Genomic DNA, 17,602 nt, shown 5'->3' with positions numbered 1-17,602 from the left:
GACATACCCCGCGATGCGCGGGCGCCGCGGGGCGGCACAGGCGCCCGCCGTACGCGCCAGCGACGGCATCACCCTCGATGTCCACCGCGGCGAGATCTTCGGGCTGCTCGGCCCCAACGGCGCCGGGAAGTCCACCCTGGTGCGCCAGCTCACCGGACTGCTGCGCCCCGACTCCGGCGGGATCTCCGTCCTGGGCCACGACCTGGTGCGCCACCCGGAGCGGGCCGCCCGGCTGCTCGGCTACCTGGGCCAGGAATCCACCGCCCTGGACGAGATGACCGTCGCGCTGGCCGTGGAGACCACCGGCCGGCTGCGCGGGCTCGGGGCCCGCGAGGCGCGCGCCGAGCGGGACGCGGTGATCGACGAGCTGGGCCTCGCGGACCTCACCGGACGGGCCCTGAAGAAGCTCTCCGGCGGGCAGCGCCGGCTGGCCTGCTTCGCCACCGCGCTGATCGGCGAGCGGCCGCTGCTGGTGCTGGACGAGCCGACCACCGGGATGGACCCGGTCGCGCGGCGCGCCGTATGGGCCGCGGTGGACCGGCGGCGGGCCGAGCGCGGCGTCACGGTGGTGCTGGTGACGCATAACGTCCTGGAGGCCGAGAGCGTGCTCGACCGGGTCGCGGTGATCGACCGCGGCCGGGTGATCGCCTGCGACACGCCCGGCGGCCTGAAGGAAATGGTGAGCGACGAGGTGCGGCTGGAGCTGGTGTGGCGCGACCGCCCGCCGCTGGACGTGCCCGAGGTCGCCGCCCTGGAGGCTGCCGCACACGCCTCCGGCCGCCGCTGGACCCTCCGCCTGCCCGCCGACCGGGCCCGCTCCGCCGTCGCCGCCGTCACCGCGGGCCCCGCCTTCGCCGCCCTCGACGACTTCACCCTCGCCACGCCGAGCCTGGAAGATGTCTACCTGGCCCTCGGCGGCCGTGCCGAGGGGCTGGTCAAGGCGTGAACGGGGACCGGTCCGGCGGACGTATGCACGACCACGGGGGCAGCGAGGAAGGCGTGATGACAGCGTGAGTGTGGTTCCCGTGCAGGCGGTGGCCGGGGCGGCCCCGGCCACCGGGGTACGAGACGAGGCGGAGGCCGCGCCGCTGGCGCCGTCCGCCCGTCTGGTGCCCGCGCTGGTCGCCGTCTACCGAGCCCAGCTCTCCCGGGCCCGGGTCGCACGGATCCCGCTGCTGTTCGTCGCCACCTTCCAGTCCATCGGGATCATGGTCCTGCTGCGCGGGGTGGTCGACGGCGGCGAACCGGCGCGGTCGGTGGTGTCCGGCTCCAGCGTGCTGGTCGTCGCCTTCGTGGCGCTCAACCTCCTCGCCCAGTACTTCGGCCAGCTGCGGGCCGGCGGCGGGCTCGACCACTACGCCACGCTGCCGGTGCCGCCGGCCGCCGTGGTGCTCGGCGCCGCCGCCGCGTACGCCTCGTTCACCGTGCCGGGGACGGTGGTCACCGCGGTCACCGGCTGTGTGCTCTTCCAGCTGCCGATGTCCCATCTGTGGGTGCTGGCCGCGGTGCTCCCGCTCGCCGGGGCGGCGCTGGCCGGTCTCGGCGCGGCCCTCGGCCTGCTCGCCCCGCGTCAGGAACTCGCCACGCTCTGCGGCCAGTTGGGGATGTCGGCGGCGCTGCTGCTGGGCGTCCTGCCGGCCGAGCGGATGCCCGGGGTGATCGGCTGGGCCCGTGATCTGCTGCCGTCGACGTATGGCGTGGAGGCGCTGGCGCGCAGCTTCGACCCGCACCCGGACTGGGTCGCGGTCGGCGCCGACCTGGGCGTCTGCGCGGCCGTCGGGGTGCTGTCGCTGGCCGTCGCCACCTGGGCCTATCGCCGGGCGGCGACCCGATGAGCGCTGCCACCCCGCCGAACGGGCGTCCTGCTGCCGGTCCCACCAGCCCCACCTGGCACGATGACGGTGTGACCGCACCGCTGACGCCCCGCGACAACCAACCGCCCGAAGAGCCCCGGCACCCCGAGGCCGCGCCCGCCGCCGATCACGGTGGTTCCGTCGGCCCGGAGACGGCCCGCGAGCTGCGGGAGGGTGCGCTGATCGCGCTCCTGGTCGCGGTGACCGGTGTGCTGCTCGGCCTGCTGTGGAACTGGCTCGCGCCGCATGTCCCGCTGGTCGCGGACACCCGCAACGTCTACCTCAAGAACACCGAGGGCGAGGAGTCGATCGGCGCGGACGGCACCTTCCTCCTGCTGGCCTTCGCGTTCGGTGTGCTCACCACCGCCGTGGTCTTCCTCTTCCGCCGGCGCGGCGGGATCCCACTGGTCGTGGCGCTGGTCGTGGGCGGGCTGCTGGGCGCGACGCTGGGCTGGATGACGGGGATGTGGCTGGGCCCCACCCCGGACGTGGTGGCGCACGCCAAGCAGGTCGGCCCCGGTGTGGTCTTCGACGGCCCGCTGCGGCTGCAGGCCAAGGGCGCCCTGCTGGCCTGGCCGATGGGGGCGATGGTCACCCAGCTGGTGCTGTCCGCACTGTTCGGACCGCGCGACCCGGTGCCGGAGGCGCCGTACTGGCTCCAGGGGCAGCCCGGGGAGCACGGGGAGCAGGGGCCGGAGGGGCAGCACGCCCAGCAGGCACCGCAGGACCAGGAGACACCGCAGGCCCAGCAGGCACCACTGGCTCAGGAGACACCGCAGCAGGAGGTCTCGGACCGGCTGCGGGAGCACCACGACGGGAAGCCGCCCGCCGAGGGCTGAGCGCCGCGGAACGCACGGGGCGGCCGGTCCACCGGCCGCCCCGCGCCGCGTTCAGCCGCGGGCGATCGGCGCGAGGTGCGCCCCCGTGAGCGCCACGAGATCCCCGGGCGCCAGCTCGACCTCCAGCCCGCGCCGCCCGGCCGAGACACAGACCGTCGGCCGGCCCTCGGCCGAGGCGTCCACGACCGTGCGCAGCCGCTTGCGCTGCCCCAGCGGCGAGATACCGCCGCGGACATAGCCCGTGCTGCGCTCGGCCGCCGCCGGGTCGGCCATCGTGGCCCGCTTGCCGCCCACCGCGGCCGCCAGCGCCTTGAGGTCCAGCGACCCCGACACCGGGACCACGGCGACCGTCAGGGTGCCGTCGACGTCCGCCAGCAGGGTCTTGAACACCTGGTCCGGCGCGACACCGAGCGCCTCGGCGGCCTCCTCGCCGTACGACGGGGCGGCCGGGTCGTGCTCGTAGGAGTGCGTGGTGAACGGGACGCCGGCCGCGGTGAGGGCGACGGTCGCCGGGGTGCCGACGGACTTCTTGGACTTCTTCGCCAACGTCTTCGTGCCTCGCGTCAGGGGCCCGGCAGCGGGGCCGCTCGTTCAGTTGGGGCTGGTCGGCTGCCGGGTCAGATCCACCGCCGGCAGCGACGGGAGCTTACCGAGCACCGCCGACTCCTGGCGAAGCAGTTTCAGCTCCTGCGCCAGCCGGGCCGCGGTGTCCGGCGCCTCCAGCAGCAGCTGCTTGGCGGGCACGTCCAGCACGGCCGCCGCGGCGACCAGGTAGGACAGCACGGACGGGTCGGCCGGCAGATCCTGCCCGCTCGACAGCGTCCGCTCGTTCGCCCAGGCCAGCCGCTTCTGGTAGGTCCGGAACGCCCGTACGACGCCCGAGGCCAGCGCGGCGGCGCCCTCGCCGTCGTCGTCCTCCAGTTCCTCCAGCTCACCGGTCAGATACGGCCCGGAGGCATCCACCGACAGCAGCCGGAAGCGGGTGGTGCCGGTGGCGAGGACCTCGTAGCCGGTGTCGTCGTCGGACGACTTCTCCCGGATGGTGGCCGCGTCGGCGATACAGCCCACGGTGTGGAACGCCTGCACCGGGTCGTCACCGAAGCCCGCCGCGGGACCGTCCGACGCGGGGACGGTGTTGTCGGGCATGCCCTGGGCGGTGGCGGCGACCTCCCGGCCGTCCCGGATCGCGATCACCGCGAAGCGGCGGTCGTCCTCGGGTACGGCGCTCAGATCGCGCATCATGGCCCGGTACCGCGCCTCGAAGACGTTCAGCGGGAGCACGAGTCCCGGGAACAGCACCGAGTTCAGCGGGAAGAGCGGTAGGCGCAGGGAGGTCACAGCCCGTAAGCCTAGACGCTGCGCTTGGCTGTGTTCCCACGTGGGCGGGAATCTCGCCGTGGTTCGTTTCGCGGGTGCGCCTGCGGCGGGCGGGTCCGCTGCGCGGGGCTGTCGGGGTGCGGGGACGGGCCGGAGGGGTAGGGGTGTGGGACTGCTTCGCTTTACGTCCCACACCCCTACCCCTCCGGCCCGTCACCTCCCGTTGTGGTGGGTGGGAAGAGGAGGCCGGTGGGGGTGCAGGTGGTGGGCCGGTGTGCCTCGTCGGTCGTGGTGCACTGGCTACTGCCGTCGGAGCAGGCGGGAGGCGCCCGCCGCGACCGTTGTGGCCAGGACCCAGCCTGCGAGGATGAGTACTGCGGCTGCCCACTGGGCGCCGCCGCCCGGTTTCCAGGCGCCGCTCTGGTTGAGGTCTATTACCGGCAGCAGCAGGTCGAGGGAGTAGAGGTACGGATTCCAGGGCGGTGTCTCGCCGGTCTTGAGGGGCGGTGGCGGGGACATCGAGAAGTAGATCGTGCCGATCGCCCACAGGATGGCCATCCATACCGCGGCCCGTCCCGGGCGGTAGCCGTAGGCCACCGTCCAGTCCTGGAGGAAGCCCCAGGTCTTCGCGGCCAGCGGCAGCGTCTCGCGGCGGCGCCGCTGCTTGGCCAGCAGCACCTCGCGGGCGTCGGCGTCCTCACCGGTGGTGCGCAGCGAGGCGGCGAGCATCTCGTACGGCTCGGGCGCGTACTCGGGGGTCGCCGCGGCCACCCACTGGAGCCGCAGCGAGAGCGGGAAGTGGCCGCGCGGGATCAGCGTCTCGTAGGCGAAGCCGGCCATCCACAGGCCGCCGAGCCCGGGCCAGCTCGCCGACTTGTCGACGAGATTGACCACCCGGGCGCCGGAGAGGATCACCCGGCCGCGCTGCGGGCGCTCGCCGAGGAACCGCAGCTCGGGCGTCTGGATGCGGCGCAGCGACAGTTCCTGGTCGGACTCCATGATGAACCGGGCGTGCTCGAAGTCGACCGCGTCGCCGAACCGCCCGTCGTCCAGCCGCATCCCGCCCTCGCACTCGAAGCGCTGCACCCGGGTGCCGCGGGAGGGGGTGTAGGCGGTGCCGTACGGGGGAGTGGCGCCGCTGGAGAACGGGGAGTTGGGCAGTCCGGCGGCGGTCAGATAGAGGGTGCGCTCGACGGTCAGCTGCGGGGCGTTCAGGGCGCGGCGGCCGAAGGGGTTGCTCAGCCGGCTGCCGCGCAGGCTCAGCGACACCCCGATGGTGGCGCCGCGCAGCGACAGCTCGCCGTAGGACTCCAGCATCTCGGCCTGGAGGTCCTGGGTGACGGTCATCCCGTCCGCCATGATCGACCGGCCCTGGCGGTCCTTGTGCACCACGGTCTGGTTGAGCATCAGGTCCGTGCCTATGTGGGCGTCGGTGAGCCGGATGCCGGAGTGCACCACGCAGCGCGGCAGGTGGAGATCGCCCTCGGTGTGCAGCCGGGCCGCCTCCACCCGGGGTATCGCGCAGTTCACCAGCCGCAGGGTGGTGAAGCGGCTCTCGGGGAGCACCACCTCGGCCTCGAAGCGGCAGTCCCGCAGCTCCACGAATGGCTTGATCGTGCCGCCCGCAACGTCGAGAGTGTCCGTGATGTACGCGCCGGTGAGCTTGAGGGCGGACACCCGGCCGGGCTGCGCGGGCGGCCCGTCGAGCAGCAGCAGCGCCACGACCCGGGCCCGCACCCGGCGCTCCGGGCCCCACAGATGCTGCCCGTGCGGATCGTCCCTGGCCGGATCGCCGATGTGCAGATCGCAGGTGCTGCCGTTGCGGAACGCCTGCCACATGCTCCATTCCGCGGAGGTCAGCTGTAGCTCGGCCGGCGCGTCGCCGTCCGCGGGTTCGGTCACTGTGGGTCCCCCTTGCTCTCCCGTGGTGTGTCGCAACCTGTTCGGACGCAATTGGTGCACTGGTCGTGTTGCGTCCCGCAGGTCTCCCCGTACGCCGTCGTGTGGCCCTTGCCCGCCCCGTGACTGCTTGAACACGCGCGGTCAGGGCCAACTCCGGTCAACTTCGAACGGCCGGGTCACGGTGCGTCCGGGGTGTGCTCCGCTGTGTATCACTGAGTGATACGGCCGCTCAGGCGCCGGAGCGGGTCTGAGACACTGGGGGAGTGATCTCCCGAATCGATCTGCGCGGTGACGCCCTTCCCGAGGGCGGCGCCCTGCGCGACCTGCTGCCCCGTGCCGAGTTCGACGTGGAAGCCGCCCTGGAGAAGGTGCGGCCCATCTGCGAGGACGTACGCCATCGGGGCACCGCGGCGCTGATCGACTACGCGCGGCGGTTCGACGGTGTGGAGATCGAGCGGGTACGGGTGCCCGCCGAGGCCCTGCGGGACGCGCTCGACGGGCTCGACCCGGCCGTGCGCGCCGCCCTGGAGGAGTCCATCCGGCGCGCCCGGATCGTCCACCGCGAACAGCGCCGCACGGACGTCACCACCAAGGTCGTCCCCGGCGGCACGGTCACCGAACGCTGGGTGCCGGTCGAGCGGGTGGGCCTCTATGTCCCCGGCGGCCTCGCGGTCTACCCGTCCTCCGTGGTCATGAACGTGGTCCCGGCGCAGGAAGCCGGTGTCGAGGGCATCGCCGTGACCTCCCCGCCGCAGAAGGAGTTCGGCGGCCTCCCGCACCCGACCATCCTCGCGGCCTGCGCCCTGCTCGGTGTCGACGAGGTCTACGCGGCCGGCGGCGCCCAGGCCATCGCGATGTTCGCCTACGGCACCGACGAGTGCCTGCCGGTCAACCTCGTCACCGGCCCCGGCAACATCTATGTCGCCTCCGCCAAGCGCCTGCTCAAGGGCCGGATCGGTATCGACGCCGAGGCCGGCCCCACCGAGATCGCGGTCCTCGCGGACGCCACCGCCGACCCCGAGCACGTCGCCGCCGACCTGATCAGCCAGGCCGAGCACGACACCCTCGCCGCCGCCGTCCTGGTCACCGACTCCGCCGAGCTCGCCGACGCCGTCGACGCGGCCCTCAAGCGGCAGGTCGCGGCCACCAAGCACATCGAGCGGATCACCGAGGCGCTGGGCGGCCGGCAGTCCGCGACCGTCCTCGTCGACGGCATCGACGAGGGCCTGCGGGTCGTGGACGCCTACGGTGCCGAACACCTGGAGATCCAGACCGCCGACGCCACCGCCGTCGCCGCCCGGGTCCGCAACGCCGGCGCGGTCTTCGTCGGCCCGTACGCCCCGGTCTCGCTCGGCGACTACTGCGCCGGCTCCAACCACGTGCTGCCCACCGGCGGCTGCGCCTGCCACTCCTCCGGCCTGTCCGTGCAGTCCTTCCTGCGCGGCATCCATGTCGTGGACTACTCGCGTGACGCGCTGGCCGAGGTCGCCCACCATGTGGTGACCCTCGCCGAGGCCGAGGACCTCCCGGCCCATGGCGCCGCTGTCAAGGCCCGTTTTGCCGGAGGCGAACGAGACAAGCGCAGTGACTGGAAGGTCCCGCAGAGCAAGTGAGCAGCCACGTGACCCGTATCGACGATCTCCCCATCCGGGACGAGCTGCGCGGCAAGTCGCCCTACGGCGCGCCGCAGCTGGACGTCCCGGTGCGGCTGAACACCAACGAGAACCCCTACCCGCTGCCCGAGCCGCTGGTCCGGCGGATCGCCGAGCGGGTGACCGAGGCCGCCCGGCAGCTCAACCGCTACCCCGACCGGGACGCGGTCGAGCTGCGCACCGAACTGGCCCGCTACCTCACCCACACCGCCGGCCACGAGGTCACCAAGGACCACGTCTGGGCCGCCAACGGTTCCAACGAGGTCATCCAGCAGCTGCTCCAGACCTTCGCCGGCCCCGGCCGCACCGCCCTCGGCTTCGAGCCGTCGTACTCGATGCACGGGCTGATCTCCCGCGGCACCGGCACCGGCTGGATCTCCGGCCCGCGCAACGACGACTTCACCATCGACGTCGAGGCCGCCACGGCGGTCATCGCCGAGCGGCGGCCCGACGTGGTCTTCATCTGCTCGCCGAACAACCCCACCGGCACCGCCGTCGAGGCCGCCACCGTGCTCGCGCTGTACGAGGCGGCGCAGGCGGCCCGCGCCGACGGGGCCGGGGCCCTGGTGGTGGTCGACGAGGCCTACGGCGAGTTCAGCCACCGGCCCTCGCTGCTGCCGCTGCTCGCGGGCCGGCCGAATCTGGTGGTCTCCCGGACGATGTCCAAGGCCTTCGGCGCCGCCGGGCTGCGGCTGGGCTATCTCGCCGCCGACCCCGCCGTGGTCGACGCCGTCCAGCTGGTCCGGCTCCCCTACCACCTCTCGTCCGTCACCCAGGCCACCGCGCTGGCCGCGCTGGAGCACACCGAGACGCTCCTGAAGTACGTCGAGCAGCTCAAGACCGAGCGGGACCGCCTGGTCACCGAGCTGCGGGCGGCCGGCTGCCAGGTCGTCGACTCCGACGCCAACTTCGTACAGTTCGGCCTCTTCGAGGACTCCCACGCCACCTGGCAGGCGATCCTCGACCACGGCGTGCTGGTCCGTGACAACGGCGTACCGGGCTGGCTGCGGGTCACCGCCGGCACCCCGGCCGAGAACGACGCGTTCCTCGACGCGGTTCGCGCAGTACTGAAGGAGAGCAAGCGATGACCCGCGTAGGACGCGTGGAGCGCACGACGAAGGAAACGTCCGTGCTCGTCGAGATCGATCTCGACGGCCGCGGCGACGTGGACGTGTCGACCGGTGTCGGCTTCTACGACCACATGCTCGACCAGCTCGGCCGGCACGGCCTGTTCGACCTCAAGGTCAAGACCGACGGCGATCTGCACATCGACACCCACCACACCATCGAGGACACCGCCCTCGCCCTGGGTGCCGCCTTCAAGCAGGCCCTCGGTGACAAGTCCGGGATCTACCGCTTCGGCAACTGCACCGTCCCGCTGGACGAGTCGCTGGCCCAGGTGACCGTCGACCTCTCCGGCCGCCCGTACCTGGTGCACACCGAGCCGGAGAACATGGCGCCGATGATCGGCTCCTACGACACGACGATGACCCGGCACATCTTCGAGTCCTTCGTCGCCCAGGCCCAGATAGCGCTGCACATCCACGTGCCGTACGGCCGCAACGCCCACCACATCGTGGAGTGCCAGTTCAAGGCGCTGGCCCGGGCGCTGCGCTACGCCAGTGAGCGCGACCCGCGGGCGGCCGGCATCATCCCCTCCACCAAGGGAGCCCTGTAGCCCGTGAACGGTCTCTCCACCGTCTTCATCCTGCTCGGGCTCTTCCTCCTCGGCGGCGTCTACTCCTTCTGGAAGCAGCAGCTGCCCAAGAGCCTGATCGTGCTGTTGTCCGTGGGCTCGGCGCTGTGTCTGGCCGCCGGTGTGCTCCGGTTGGAGGTATGGAATTGACCGCCTCGGCACCCCGTAAGAAGGTCGTCGTCTTCGACTACGGCTTCGGCAACGTCCGCTCCGCCGAGCGCGCCCTGGCGCACGTCGGCGCCGACGTGGAGATCACCCGGGACTTCGACCGGGCGATGAACGCCGAGGGACTGCTGGTCCCCGGCGTCGGCGCGTTCGCCGCCTGTATGGCCGGGCTGAAGCAGGCCCGCGGTGACTGGCTGGTGGGCCGCCGGCTGTCCGGCGGCCGCCCCGTCATGGGCATCTGCGTCGGCATGCAGATCCTCTTCGGCCGAGGCATCGAGCACGGTGTGGAGACCGAGGGCCTGGACGAGTGGCCCGGCACGGTCGGCCCGCTCAAGGCCGACATCGTCCCGCACATGGGCTGGAACACCGTCGAGGCCGCCGAGGGCTCACAGCTCTTCGCCGGTCTGCCCGCCGACGCCCGCTACTACTTCGTGCACTCCTACGCGGTGCACGACTGGGAGCTGGAGGTCGGCAACCCGCACCTCACCGCCCCCAAGGTCACCTGGGCCACGCACGGCGCGCCCTTCGTGGCCGCGGTCGAGAACGGCCCGCTGTGGGCCACCCAGTTCCACCCCGAGAAGTCCGGCGACGCCGGCGCCCAGCTCCTGACCAACTGGATCAACACCCTGTGAGCCCCCTGATGCCGAAGCTCGAACTCCTCCCCGCCGTCGATGTCCGCGACGGCCAGGCCGTCCGCCTCGTCCACGGCGAGTCCGGCTCCGAGACCTCCTACGGCGACCCGCTGGAGGCGGCCCTCGCCTGGCAGCGGTCCGGCGCCGAATGGCTGCATCTCGTCGACCTCGACGCGGCCTTCGGCACCGGCGACAACCGGGCGCAGATCGCCGAGGTCGCCCGCTCCATGGACATCAAGGTCGAGCTGTCCGGCGGCATCCGCGACGACGACACGCTCGCCGCCGCCCTCGCCACCGGCTGCCGCCGGGTCAACCTCGGCACCGCCGCGCTGGAGACCCCCGAGTGGGTCGCCAAGGTCATCGCCGAGCACGGGGACCAGATCGCGGTCGGTCTGGACGTGCGCGGGACGACGCTGCGCGGCCGCGGCTGGACCCGCGACGGCGGCGACCTCTACGAGACGCTGGCCCGCCTCGACGCCGAGGGCTGCGCCCGCTACGTCGTCACCGACATCAACAAGGACGGCACCCTCCAGGGCCCCAACCTGGAGCTGCTGCGCAACGTCTGCGCCGCCACCGACCGCCCCGTCGTCGCCTCCGGCGGCGTGTCCTCGCTCGACGACCTGCGGGCGCTGGCCACGCTGGTGCCGGAAGGTGTGGAGGGCGCGATCGTCGGCAAGGCGCTCTATGCGAAGGCGTTCACCCTCGAAGAGGCGCTGGCGGCAGTGTCGTAACAGCGGACGAAAGGCGGCGTGATGACCATCGAGCGCGTACGGACCGGCGGTCCCTGGGAAGAGAAGATCGGCTTCGCACGCGCCGTGGCGGCCGGTGACCGGGTCCTGGTCGCCGGCACGATGCCGCTGATCGACGGTGTCCTCCAGGGGGAGGGCGACCCCTATGTGCAGACCAAGGTCGCCCTCGCCAACGCCCTGGAGGCCCTCACCCCCTTCGGCCTCGGCGCCGAAGCGGTCCTCCGCACCCGTCTGTACCTCACCCATCTGCGCGACGTGGACGCGGCCGGCCGCGCCCACCGGGAGCTGTTCGCCGCGACGCCGCCGGCCTCGACCCTGGTCGTGGTCTCCGGCTTCGTCGACTCCCGCGTCCTGGTCGAAGTGGAACTGGAAGCTTTCCGAGAAATGTCAGAGAGGCCTGAACCGACATGACCCTGGCGGTCCGAGTCATCCCTTGCCTGGACGTCGACAACGGCCGGGTCGTCAAGGGCGTCAACTTCCAGAACCTGCGGGACGCCGGTGACCCCGTCGAGATGGCGAAGATCTACGGGGACGAGGGCGCCGACGAGCTGACCTTCCTCGACATCACCGCCTCCTCCGGCAACCGCGAGACCACCTATGACGTGGTCCGCCGCACCGCCGAGCAGGTCTTCATCCCGCTGACCGTCGGCGGCGGCGTGCGCACGCCCGAGGACGTCGACAAGCTGCTGCGGGCCGGTGCCGACAAGGTCGGGGTCAACACCGCCGCCATCGCCCGCCCCGACGTGATCCGCGAGATCGCCGAGCGCTTCGGCAGCCAGGTCCTGGTCCTCTCGGTCGACGCCCGCCGCACCGAAGCGGGCACCCCGTCCGGCTACGAGGTCACCACCCACGGCGGCCGTCGCGGCACCGGTATCGACGCCGTCGAATGGGCCCACCGCGCCGCCGAACTGGGCGCCGGCGAGATCCTGCTGAACTCCATGGACGCCGACGGCACCAAGGACGGCTACGACGTCGCGATGATCGAGGCGGTGCGCAAGCACGTCACCGTCCCGGTGATCGCCTCCGGCGGCGCCGGCACGCTGGACGACTTCGCCCCGGCCGTCGCCGCCGGCGCCGACGCGGTGCTGGCCGCCTCCGTCTTCCACTTCGGCGATCTGCGTATCTCCCAGGTCAAGGACGCCCTGCGGGAGGCGGGTCACCCGGTGCGCTGACGGCGGCGCGCCCCTAGGCTCGGGCCATGAGCCGTGTCAACGATGTGGGTGGCCAGGCCGGGTTCGGGGCCCTGGAGATCGAGGCGGACGAGCCGCCGTTCCATGCGGACTGGGAGGCGCGGGTCTTCGCGCTGAACGCCGTGCTGGTGCGGAACGGGGTCTACCGGCTCGACCAGTTCCGGGACGCCGTCGAGCGGATGGCCCCGCAGGAGTATCTGGCGGCGTCGTACTACGAGCGCTGGCTGCACGCGATCGAGACGCTGCTCGCCGAACGGGGGCTGCTCGGCGATGGCTGACTTCCGGGCGGGGGAGCGGGTGCGGGTGCGCGCCGTCGACCCGGAGGGGCACACCCGGGTGCCGCGGTATGTGCGCGGACAGGTGGGGCGGATCGTCGAGTGCCAGGGGCGGTGGGCGCTCGCCGACGAGAGCGCGGCCGGCGTCGCCGCACCACGCGTCGAGCCCGTCTACACCGTGGCCTTCGCCGCGCGCGATCTGTGGGGCGAGGGCGGTCACGAGGTCACCGTCGACCTCTGGGAGTCGTACATCGAGCGGGTACGGGAGGACGGCGCATGAGCGGCGAGCACACGAGCACACCGGTGGCGGCGCGGGTCAGGCGGCTGGAGGCGCGGCTGACCGAGGCCGGAGTGGTCACCGAGGAGCAGCTGGACGCGGCGCTCGCCGCGATGCTGGCAGGGGCCTCGCCGGTCAACGGGGCGCGGATCGTGGCGCGGGCCTGGACCGACCCGGGGTTCCGGGAGCGGCTGCTGGCCGACGCGAACGCGGCGCTGCCCGCAGTGGGGCTCTCGATGGCGGGCGGCATCCAGGAGCAGCGGCTCAAGGTCGTCGCGAACACCGCCACCACGCACCATGTCCTCGTGTGCACGCTGTGCTCCTGCTACCCGATCGGGCTGCTGGGGCCGTCGCCGTCCTGGTACAAGAGCGAGGCATACCGCTCGCGGGTGGTGCGCGAACCCCGGGCCGTACTCGCCGAGTTCGGGCTGGAGCTGCCCGCCGACACCACGATCACGGTGTGGGACTCCAGCGCGGAGAGCCGCTATATGGTCCTGCCGCGGCGGCCCGAGGGCACCGAGGGGCGGAGCGAGGCGGAGCTGGCCGCGCTCGTCACCCGGGAGGGCCTCATCGGGACCGCCGCGGTCTGACTCAGCGGCCCTTCCGCGCCGCCCGCAGGAACTCACGGTTCATCGCCGTGATGCTGAACAGCGGGATGCCCTTGGGGCAGGCGGTGGCGCACTCGCCGGCGAGGGTGCAGCCGCCGAAGCCCTCCTCGTCCATCCGCGCCACCATGTCCAGCACCCGGGTCCCGCGCTCGGGCGCGCCCTGCGGCAGCACATTGAGATGGTTCACCTTGGCGGAGGTGAACAGCATCGCGGCCCCGTTCGGGCAGGCCGCCACGCAGGCCCCGCAGCCGATGCACTCGGCGTGCTCGAACGCGGAGTCGGCGTCCGGCTTGGGCACGGGGGTGGCATGGGCCTCGGGCGCGGCGCCGGTCGGCGCGGTGATGTAGCCGCCGGCCTGAATGATCCGGTCGAAGGCGGAGCGGTCGACGACCAGGTCCTTGACGACCGGGAACGCCGCGGCGCGCCACGGCTCGATGTCGATGGTGTCGCCGTCCCGGAAGGACCGCATGTGCAGCTGGCAGGTCGTTGTCCGCTCCGGGCCGTGCGCCGCGCCGTTGATGACGAGCGAGCAGGCGCCGCAGATGCCCTCGCGGCAGTCGTGGTCGAAGGCGACCGGGTCGTCACCGCTGAGGATCAGCTCCTCGTTGAGGGTGTCGAGCATCTCCAGGAACGACATGTCCGGTGAGATGCCGTCGATCTCGTAGGTGGACAGGGCGCCGTCGGCGGCGGCGTTCCGCTGGCGCCAGACGCGCAGGGTGAGCCTCATGCGTAGCTCCGCTGGGTGGGGTGGACGTACTCGAAGACCAGGTCTTCCTTGTGGAGGACGGGGGCCGCGCCGGTGGCGGTGAACTCCCAGGCCGCGGCGTAGGAGAACGCCTCGTCGCGGCGCGCGGCCTCGCCGTCCGGGGTCTGCGACTCGGTGCGGAAGTGGCCGCCGCAGGACTCGGCCCGGTGCAGCGCGTCGAGGCACATCAGCTCGGCGAGCTCCAGGTAGTCCACGATGCGGTGGGCCTTCTCCAGGGACTGGTTGAACTCTCCCCCTCGCTTCGCGGGGGGTACCCCCACGCCGGTGCCGGGCACCTTGAGGCGGCGCCAGAACTCCTCGCGGATCTGCGGGATCCGGTCGAGGGCCTTGCGCAGACCGGCGTCGGTGCGGGCCATGCCGCAGAACTCCCACATCAGCTCGCCGAGTTCCCGGTGGAAGGAGTCCGGCGTACGGTCCCCGCCGACGGCGAGCAGCCGCGCGAGCCGGTCCTCCGTCTCCCGTACCGCCCCGGTGACCGCCGGGTGGTCGGCGGAGACCTCGTCGTGGTGCGGGTGGCGCGCCAGGTAGTCGTTGATGGTGGACGGCAGGACGAAGTAGCCGTCGGCCAGCCCCTGCATCAGCGCGGACGCGCCGAGCCGGTTCGCCCCGTGGTCGGAGAAGTTGGCCTCCCCGATCGCGAAGAGGCCCGGGACGGTCGTCTGGAGGTCGTAGTCGACCCACAGTCCGCCCATCGTGTAGTGCACGGCGGGGTAGATCCGCATCGGGACCTCGTACGGGTCCTCCGCGGTGATCCGCGCGTACATCTCGAAGAGGTTGCCGTACTTCTCCTCGACCTCCGCCCGGCCCAGCCGCGCGATGGCGTCCGCGAAGTCGAGGTAGACGCCCTGCCCGCCGGGGCCGACACCGCGGCCCTCGTCGCAGACGTTCTTCGCGGCGCGGGAGGCGATGTCCCGCGGCACGAGGTTGCCGAAGGACGGGTAGGTGCGCTCCAGGTAGTAGTCGCGTTCGTCCTCGGGGATCTCGGCGGGCGGGCGGGTGTCGCCGTGGGCCTTCGGCACCCAGATCCGGCCGTCGTTGCGCAGCGACTCGCTCATCAGCGTCAGCTTCGACTGGTGGTCGCCGGTGCGCGGGATGCAGGTCGGGTGGATCTGGGTGAAGCAGGGGTTGGCGAGGTAGGCGCCCCGGCGGTGGGCCCGCCAGATCGCGGTGGCGTTGGAGTTCATGGCGTTCGTCGAGAGGTGGAAGACGTTGCCGTAGCCGCCGGACGCGAGGACCACGGCGTCCGCGAAGTGGGTGTCGATCCTCCCGGTGACGAGGTCGCGGGCGACGATGCCGCGGGCCCGGCCGTCGATGACGATCAGGTCGAGCATCTCGGTCCGCGGATGCAGCTCCACGTTCCCGGCGGCGATCTGCCGCGACAGCGCCTGGTAGGCGCCGAGCAGCAGCTGCTGGCCCGTCTGCCCGCGGGCGTAGAAGGTCCGGGACACCTGGACGCCGCCGAAGGAGCGGGTGTCGAGCAGACCGCCGTACTCCCGCGCGAAGGGGACGCCCTGGGCGACGCACTGGTCGATGATCTCGACGGAGATCTGCGCCAGCCGGTGCACATTCGACTCGCGGGCCCGGAAGTCGCCGCCCTTGACGGTGTCGTAGAACAGCCGGTGGACCGAGTCACCGTCGTTGCGGTAGTTCTTCGCCGCGTTGATACCGCCCTGCGCGGCGATCGAGTGGGCGCGGCGCGGCGAGTCCTGATAGCAGAACTGGACGACGTGGTAGCCCTGTTCGGCGAGTGTGGCACCGGCCGAGCCGCCCGCGAGACCGGTGCCGACCACGATCACGGTGTGCTTGCGGCGGTTGGCGGGGTTGACGAGCTTCGCCTCGAAGCGCCGCTTGTCCCAGCGCCCGGCGACCGGCCCGTCCGGCGCCTTGGTGTCGTGGACCGGCTCCCCGGTCGCGTAGTTGGCGTAAGAGGTCATGTCAGCTCACCACTCCGGTCATGACGGCGACGGGTACGGAGATGAAGCCCGCGGTCAGCACCAGCGCGAGGACCTGGGCGAGGGTCTTCAGCAGGCGTTCGCGGGTCCGGCTGCCGACGCCGAGCGTCTGTGCGGCGCTCCAGAAGCCGTGCCGGATGTGCAGCCCGAGGGCGAGCATCGCGACGAGGTAGATGACGTTGCCGTACCAGGTGGAGAAGGTGTCCACGACGTTCTGGTACGGATGGCCCGCCTGGAAGCCGCCGGTGTGCACGGTGCCGGTCGTCAGGTCGAGGAGATGCCAGACGATGAACAGCCCGAGGATGATCCCGCCCCACCGCATGGTGCGGGTGGCGTAGCTGCTCCGGGCGAGGAGGTGCGGCGCGAAGCGCCTCCGCCGGGGGCGGTGGCCGGGCGACGGGTGGGCATAGCGGCTCGGCCGCGCCCTGAGGTCGCGGCGGCTGAGCTGGTAGGCGGACGTGGCATGGGCGACGACGGCGGCCACGAGGACCACACGGACCAGCCACAGGGTCCACTCCTCGTGCATGAAGGGTTCCCCGACGACGCGCAGCCAGTGGGCGTAGCCGTTGAACTCGTCCGCCCCGAAGAAGATCTTCAGATTGCCGATCATGTGGACGACCAGGTAGAGCAGCATGACCAGCCCGCTCACGGCCATCACCGTCTTCTTGCCGACGGTCGAGCCCCACAGCAGAGCCGCGAAGGACGTCCGTCGGTCCGTCCGTGTGTCCAGTGCCATGGGTCCCGACGGTAGGGACCGGGTGGCCCATCAGTCCAAGACATGGTGCGGCTCATCTCCATAGGCGCTGCCTATCGATGCCTTACCGTCGTCGTATGCAGTTGCAGCAGCTCCGCTACTTCGCCGCCGTGGCCGACACCCGGCACTTCACCCGCGCCGCCGAGCGCGAACATGTCGCCCAGCCCTCCCTGTCCCAGCAAATCCGCGCCCTGGAACGGGAGCTGGGAGCGGAGCTCTTCCACCGGGCCCGCGGCCACATCACCCTCACCGACGCCGGCGAGACGCTGCTGCCGTTCGCCCGGCGCATCCTCGCCGACGCCGAGACCGCCCGCCGCGAGGTTCAGGAGGTCGCCCAGCTGCGCCGCGGCCGGCTCCGCCTCGGCGCCCCGCCCAGCCTCTGCGCCAGCCTCGTCCCCGACGTCCTGCGCGCCTTCCACGCCGGCTACCCGGGCGTGGACCTGATCGTCACCGAGGACGGCTCGCAGGACCTGGTCCGGGCGCTGGCAGACGGCGCCCTGGACCTGGCCCTGATCATCACCCCGCTCCCGCTCCAGGCCCCCGCCCTGACCACCTCCGAGCTGCTGCGCGAGGAACTCGTCGTGGTCTCCGCGCCCGACCGCCCCGCCCCCGTCGGCCGGCGCACCCGCATCCGGGTGGAGGATCTGCGCGGCCGGCCGCTGGCGATGTTCCGCCGCGGCTACGACCTGCGGGAATTCACCACCGCGGCCTGCCGGGCGGCCGGCTTCGAACCGGCCTTCACCGTCGAGGGCGGCGAGATGGACGCGGTCCTCGGCTTCGTCCGCGCCGGGCTGGGCGTCGCCGTCGTGCCCAGCATGGTCGCCGAGCGCTCCGGCCTGCGGATCACCCGCTTCTCGACGCCCGGAATGCACCGCGTGGTGTCCGTCGCCCACCGGGGCGACGTCTCCCCGCCGCGCGCCGCCCGGGAGCTGGCACGCATCCTGATGGAGCATGTGGACCCGGGCGCGTCCTGAC

21 protein-coding genes are annotated in these 17,602 nt (G+C 72.4%); 15 read left to right on the top strand and 6 right to left on the bottom strand.

Translation table 11 applies throughout. From position 1 onward, the window contains the following. The first annotated feature begins 13 nt into the window (after positions 1 to 13). The 3 genes from QT196_RS10720 (at position 14) to QT196_RS10710 (ending at position 2,692) form a co-directional block, all read left to right on the top strand. Entirely contained in the window at positions 14 to 946 is a 933-nt protein-coding gene (locus tag QT196_RS10720) for an ABC transporter ATP-binding protein (protein ID WP_248001593.1), read from the top strand. Between the two features lie 64 nt (positions 947 to 1,010). After that, entirely contained in the window at positions 1,011 to 1,835 is an 825-nt protein-coding gene (locus QT196_RS10715; protein ID WP_168478656.1) for an ABC transporter permease, read from the top strand. Between the two features lie 68 nt (positions 1,836 to 1,903). Continuing rightward, on the top strand, positions 1,904 to 2,692 hold the full coding sequence (locus QT196_RS10710) for an ABC transporter permease (RefSeq protein ID WP_290354807.1): 789 nt from the start codon (positions 1,904 to 1,906) through the stop codon (positions 2,690 to 2,692). Positions 2,693 to 2,743: 51 nt separating this feature from the next. Here the strand turns inward: QT196_RS10710 and ybaK are convergent, their stop codons facing one another. From ybaK to QT196_RS10695, 3 genes are all read right to left on the bottom strand, one after another. After that, positions 2,744 to 3,238 carry a Cys-tRNA(Pro) deacylase gene (gene ybaK, locus QT196_RS10705; RefSeq protein ID WP_042162090.1) on the bottom strand — a complete coding sequence of 165 codons (495 nt, stop codon included), beginning with the start codon at positions 3,236 to 3,238 and terminating at the stop codon, positions 2,744 to 2,746. 45 nt (positions 3,239 to 3,283) lie between these two features. Continuing rightward, the gene (locus tag QT196_RS10700) at positions 3,284 to 4,030 is read right to left on the bottom strand and encodes an LON peptidase substrate-binding domain-containing protein (protein ID WP_290354806.1); all 747 of its coding nucleotides are present in this window, start codon (positions 4,028 to 4,030) and stop codon (positions 3,284 to 3,286) included. A gap of 279 nt (positions 4,031 to 4,309) precedes the next feature. Continuing rightward, complete coding sequence (locus QT196_RS10695; protein WP_266730321.1) at positions 4,310 to 5,911, bottom strand: oxidoreductase; 1,602 nt, start codon at positions 5,909 to 5,911, stop codon at positions 4,310 to 4,312. Between the two features lie 263 nt (positions 5,912 to 6,174). On the opposite strand from QT196_RS10695, the gene hisD reads away from it, so the two are divergent. From hisD to QT196_RS10645, 11 genes are read left to right on the top strand one after another with little or no spacing between them, the layout of a single operon-like run. Then, positions 6,175 to 7,524 (top strand): histidinol dehydrogenase, encoded by a 1,350-nt coding sequence (gene hisD / locus QT196_RS10690; protein WP_168478652.1) that lies wholly within the window; start codon positions 6,175 to 6,177, stop codon positions 7,522 to 7,524. Positions 7,525 to 7,532: 8 nt separating this feature from the next. Next, entirely contained in the window at positions 7,533 to 8,651 is a 1,119-nt protein-coding gene (locus QT196_RS10685; RefSeq protein ID WP_168483676.1) for a histidinol-phosphate transaminase, read from the top strand. Further along, positions 8,648 to 9,241: an imidazoleglycerol-phosphate dehydratase HisB gene (gene hisB / locus QT196_RS10680; protein WP_020397738.1), complete on the top strand. Its 594-nt coding sequence runs from the start codon at positions 8,648 to 8,650 to the stop codon at positions 9,239 to 9,241. The genes QT196_RS10685 and hisB overlap by 4 nt, the downstream gene beginning before the upstream one ends. Positions 9,242 to 9,244: 3 nt before the next feature. Next, a complete protein-coding gene (locus QT196_RS10675; RefSeq protein ID WP_167511540.1) occupies positions 9,245 to 9,409 on the top strand; it encodes a hypothetical protein in 165 nt (54 codons plus the stop codon). Next, positions 9,400 to 10,056, top strand: a complete 657-nt coding sequence (gene hisH, locus QT196_RS10670) for an imidazole glycerol phosphate synthase subunit HisH (protein ID WP_168478651.1) — start codon at positions 9,400 to 9,402, stop codon at positions 10,054 to 10,056. Before QT196_RS10675 ends, hisH begins: the two co-directional genes overlap by 10 nt. An 8-nt stretch (positions 10,057 to 10,064) precedes the next feature. Next, positions 10,065 to 10,787 carry a bifunctional 1-(5-phosphoribosyl)-5-((5-phosphoribosylamino)methylideneamino)imidazole-4-carboxamide isomerase/phosphoribosylanthranilate isomerase PriA gene (gene priA, locus QT196_RS10665; protein WP_085924869.1) on the top strand — a complete coding sequence of 241 codons (723 nt, stop codon included), beginning with the start codon at positions 10,065 to 10,067 and terminating at the stop codon, positions 10,785 to 10,787. A 21-nt stretch (positions 10,788 to 10,808) separates the two neighbouring features. Further along, complete coding sequence (locus QT196_RS10660) at positions 10,809 to 11,216, top strand: Rid family hydrolase (RefSeq protein WP_168478650.1); 408 nt, start codon at positions 10,809 to 10,811, stop codon at positions 11,214 to 11,216. Continuing rightward, positions 11,213 to 11,977 (top strand): imidazole glycerol phosphate synthase subunit HisF, encoded by a 765-nt coding sequence (gene hisF, locus QT196_RS10655; RefSeq protein WP_168478649.1) that lies wholly within the window; start codon positions 11,213 to 11,215, stop codon positions 11,975 to 11,977. The genes QT196_RS10660 and hisF overlap by 4 nt, the downstream gene beginning before the upstream one ends. Positions 11,978 to 12,003: 26 nt before the next feature. Continuing rightward, on the top strand, positions 12,004 to 12,273 hold the full coding sequence (locus QT196_RS39365) for an SH3-like domain-containing protein (RefSeq protein ID WP_085924866.1): 270 nt from the start codon (positions 12,004 to 12,006) through the stop codon (positions 12,271 to 12,273). Continuing rightward, a complete protein-coding gene (locus QT196_RS39360) occupies positions 12,266 to 12,550 on the top strand; it encodes an SH3-like domain-containing protein (RefSeq protein WP_211117330.1) in 285 nt (94 codons plus the stop codon). The genes QT196_RS39365 and QT196_RS39360 overlap by 8 nt, the downstream gene beginning before the upstream one ends. Next, positions 12,547 to 13,137 carry a nitrile hydratase subunit alpha gene (locus QT196_RS10645; protein WP_290354805.1) on the top strand — a complete coding sequence of 197 codons (591 nt, stop codon included), beginning with the start codon at positions 12,547 to 12,549 and terminating at the stop codon, positions 13,135 to 13,137. Before QT196_RS39360 ends, QT196_RS10645 begins: the two co-directional genes overlap by 4 nt. Before the next feature lies 1 nt (position 13,138). Here the strand turns inward: QT196_RS10645 and QT196_RS10640 are convergent, their stop codons facing one another. Genes QT196_RS10640 through QT196_RS10630 form a run of 3 tightly spaced genes read right to left on the bottom strand, consistent with a single transcriptional unit; the run spans position 13,139 to position 16,609 of the window. Beyond that, positions 13,139 to 13,882, bottom strand: coding sequence for a succinate dehydrogenase/fumarate reductase iron-sulfur subunit (locus tag QT196_RS10640; RefSeq protein WP_290354804.1), 744 nt, complete (start codon positions 13,880 to 13,882; stop codon positions 13,139 to 13,141). Then, positions 13,879 to 15,855 (bottom strand): fumarate reductase/succinate dehydrogenase flavoprotein subunit, encoded by a 1,977-nt coding sequence (locus QT196_RS10635; RefSeq protein ID WP_168478646.1) that lies wholly within the window; start codon positions 15,853 to 15,855, stop codon positions 13,879 to 13,881. Before QT196_RS10635 ends, QT196_RS10640 begins: the two co-directional genes overlap by 4 nt. Before the next feature lies 1 nt (position 15,856). Continuing rightward, on the bottom strand, positions 15,857 to 16,609 hold the full coding sequence (locus tag QT196_RS10630) for a succinate dehydrogenase (RefSeq protein WP_290354803.1): 753 nt from the start codon (positions 16,607 to 16,609) through the stop codon (positions 15,857 to 15,859). A gap of 95 nt (positions 16,610 to 16,704) precedes the next feature. Between QT196_RS10630 and QT196_RS10625 the strand changes: the two genes are divergently transcribed. Beyond that, positions 16,705 to 17,601: a LysR substrate-binding domain-containing protein gene (locus QT196_RS10625; protein WP_290354802.1), complete on the top strand. Its 897-nt coding sequence runs from the start codon at positions 16,705 to 16,707 to the stop codon at positions 17,599 to 17,601. Position 17,602: the final 1 nt, after the last annotated feature.

This window comes from Streptomyces sp. P9-2B-2 (assembly GCF_030406865.1).
Taxonomy (GTDB): domain Bacteria; phylum Actinomycetota; class Actinomycetes; order Streptomycetales; family Streptomycetaceae; genus Streptomyces; species Streptomyces platensis.
The sequence above is the reverse complement of the archived record's forward strand: the minus strand, read 5'-3'. Positions and strand labels throughout refer to the sequence as shown.

Coding starts and splice junctions, on each gene's coding strand:
- QT196_RS10720 (WP_248001593.1), top strand. CDS start 14: ATGCGCGGGCGCCGCGGGGCGGCACAGGCGCCCGCCGTACGCGCCAGC.
- hisB (WP_020397738.1), top strand. CDS start 8,648: ATGACCCGCGTAGGACGCGTGGAGCGCACGACGAAGGAAACGTCCGTG.
- hisH (WP_168478651.1), top strand. CDS start 9,400: ATGGAATTGACCGCCTCGGCACCCCGTAAGAAGGTCGTCGTCTTCGAC.
- priA (WP_085924869.1), top strand. CDS start 10,065: ATGCCGAAGCTCGAACTCCTCCCCGCCGTCGATGTCCGCGACGGCCAG.
- QT196_RS10660 (WP_168478650.1), top strand. CDS start 10,809: ATGACCATCGAGCGCGTACGGACCGGCGGTCCCTGGGAAGAGAAGATC.
- hisF (WP_168478649.1), top strand. CDS start 11,213: ATGACCCTGGCGGTCCGAGTCATCCCTTGCCTGGACGTCGACAACGGC.
- QT196_RS39365 (WP_085924866.1), top strand. CDS start 12,004: ATGAGCCGTGTCAACGATGTGGGTGGCCAGGCCGGGTTCGGGGCCCTG.
- QT196_RS39360 (WP_211117330.1), top strand. CDS start 12,266: ATGGCTGACTTCCGGGCGGGGGAGCGGGTGCGGGTGCGCGCCGTCGAC.
- QT196_RS10645 (WP_290354805.1), top strand. CDS start 12,547: ATGAGCGGCGAGCACACGAGCACACCGGTGGCGGCGCGGGTCAGGCGG.
- QT196_RS10640 (WP_290354804.1), bottom strand. CDS start 13,882: ATGAGGCTCACCCTGCGCGTCTGGCGCCAGCGGAACGCCGCCGCCGAC.
- QT196_RS10635 (WP_168478646.1), bottom strand. CDS start 15,855: ATGACCTCTTACGCCAACTACGCGACCGGGGAGCCGGTCCACGACACC.
- QT196_RS10630 (WP_290354803.1), bottom strand. CDS start 16,609: ATGGCACTGGACACACGGACGGACCGACGGACGTCCTTCGCGGCTCTG.
- QT196_RS10625 (WP_290354802.1), top strand. CDS start 16,705: ATGCAGTTGCAGCAGCTCCGCTACTTCGCCGCCGTGGCCGACACCCGG.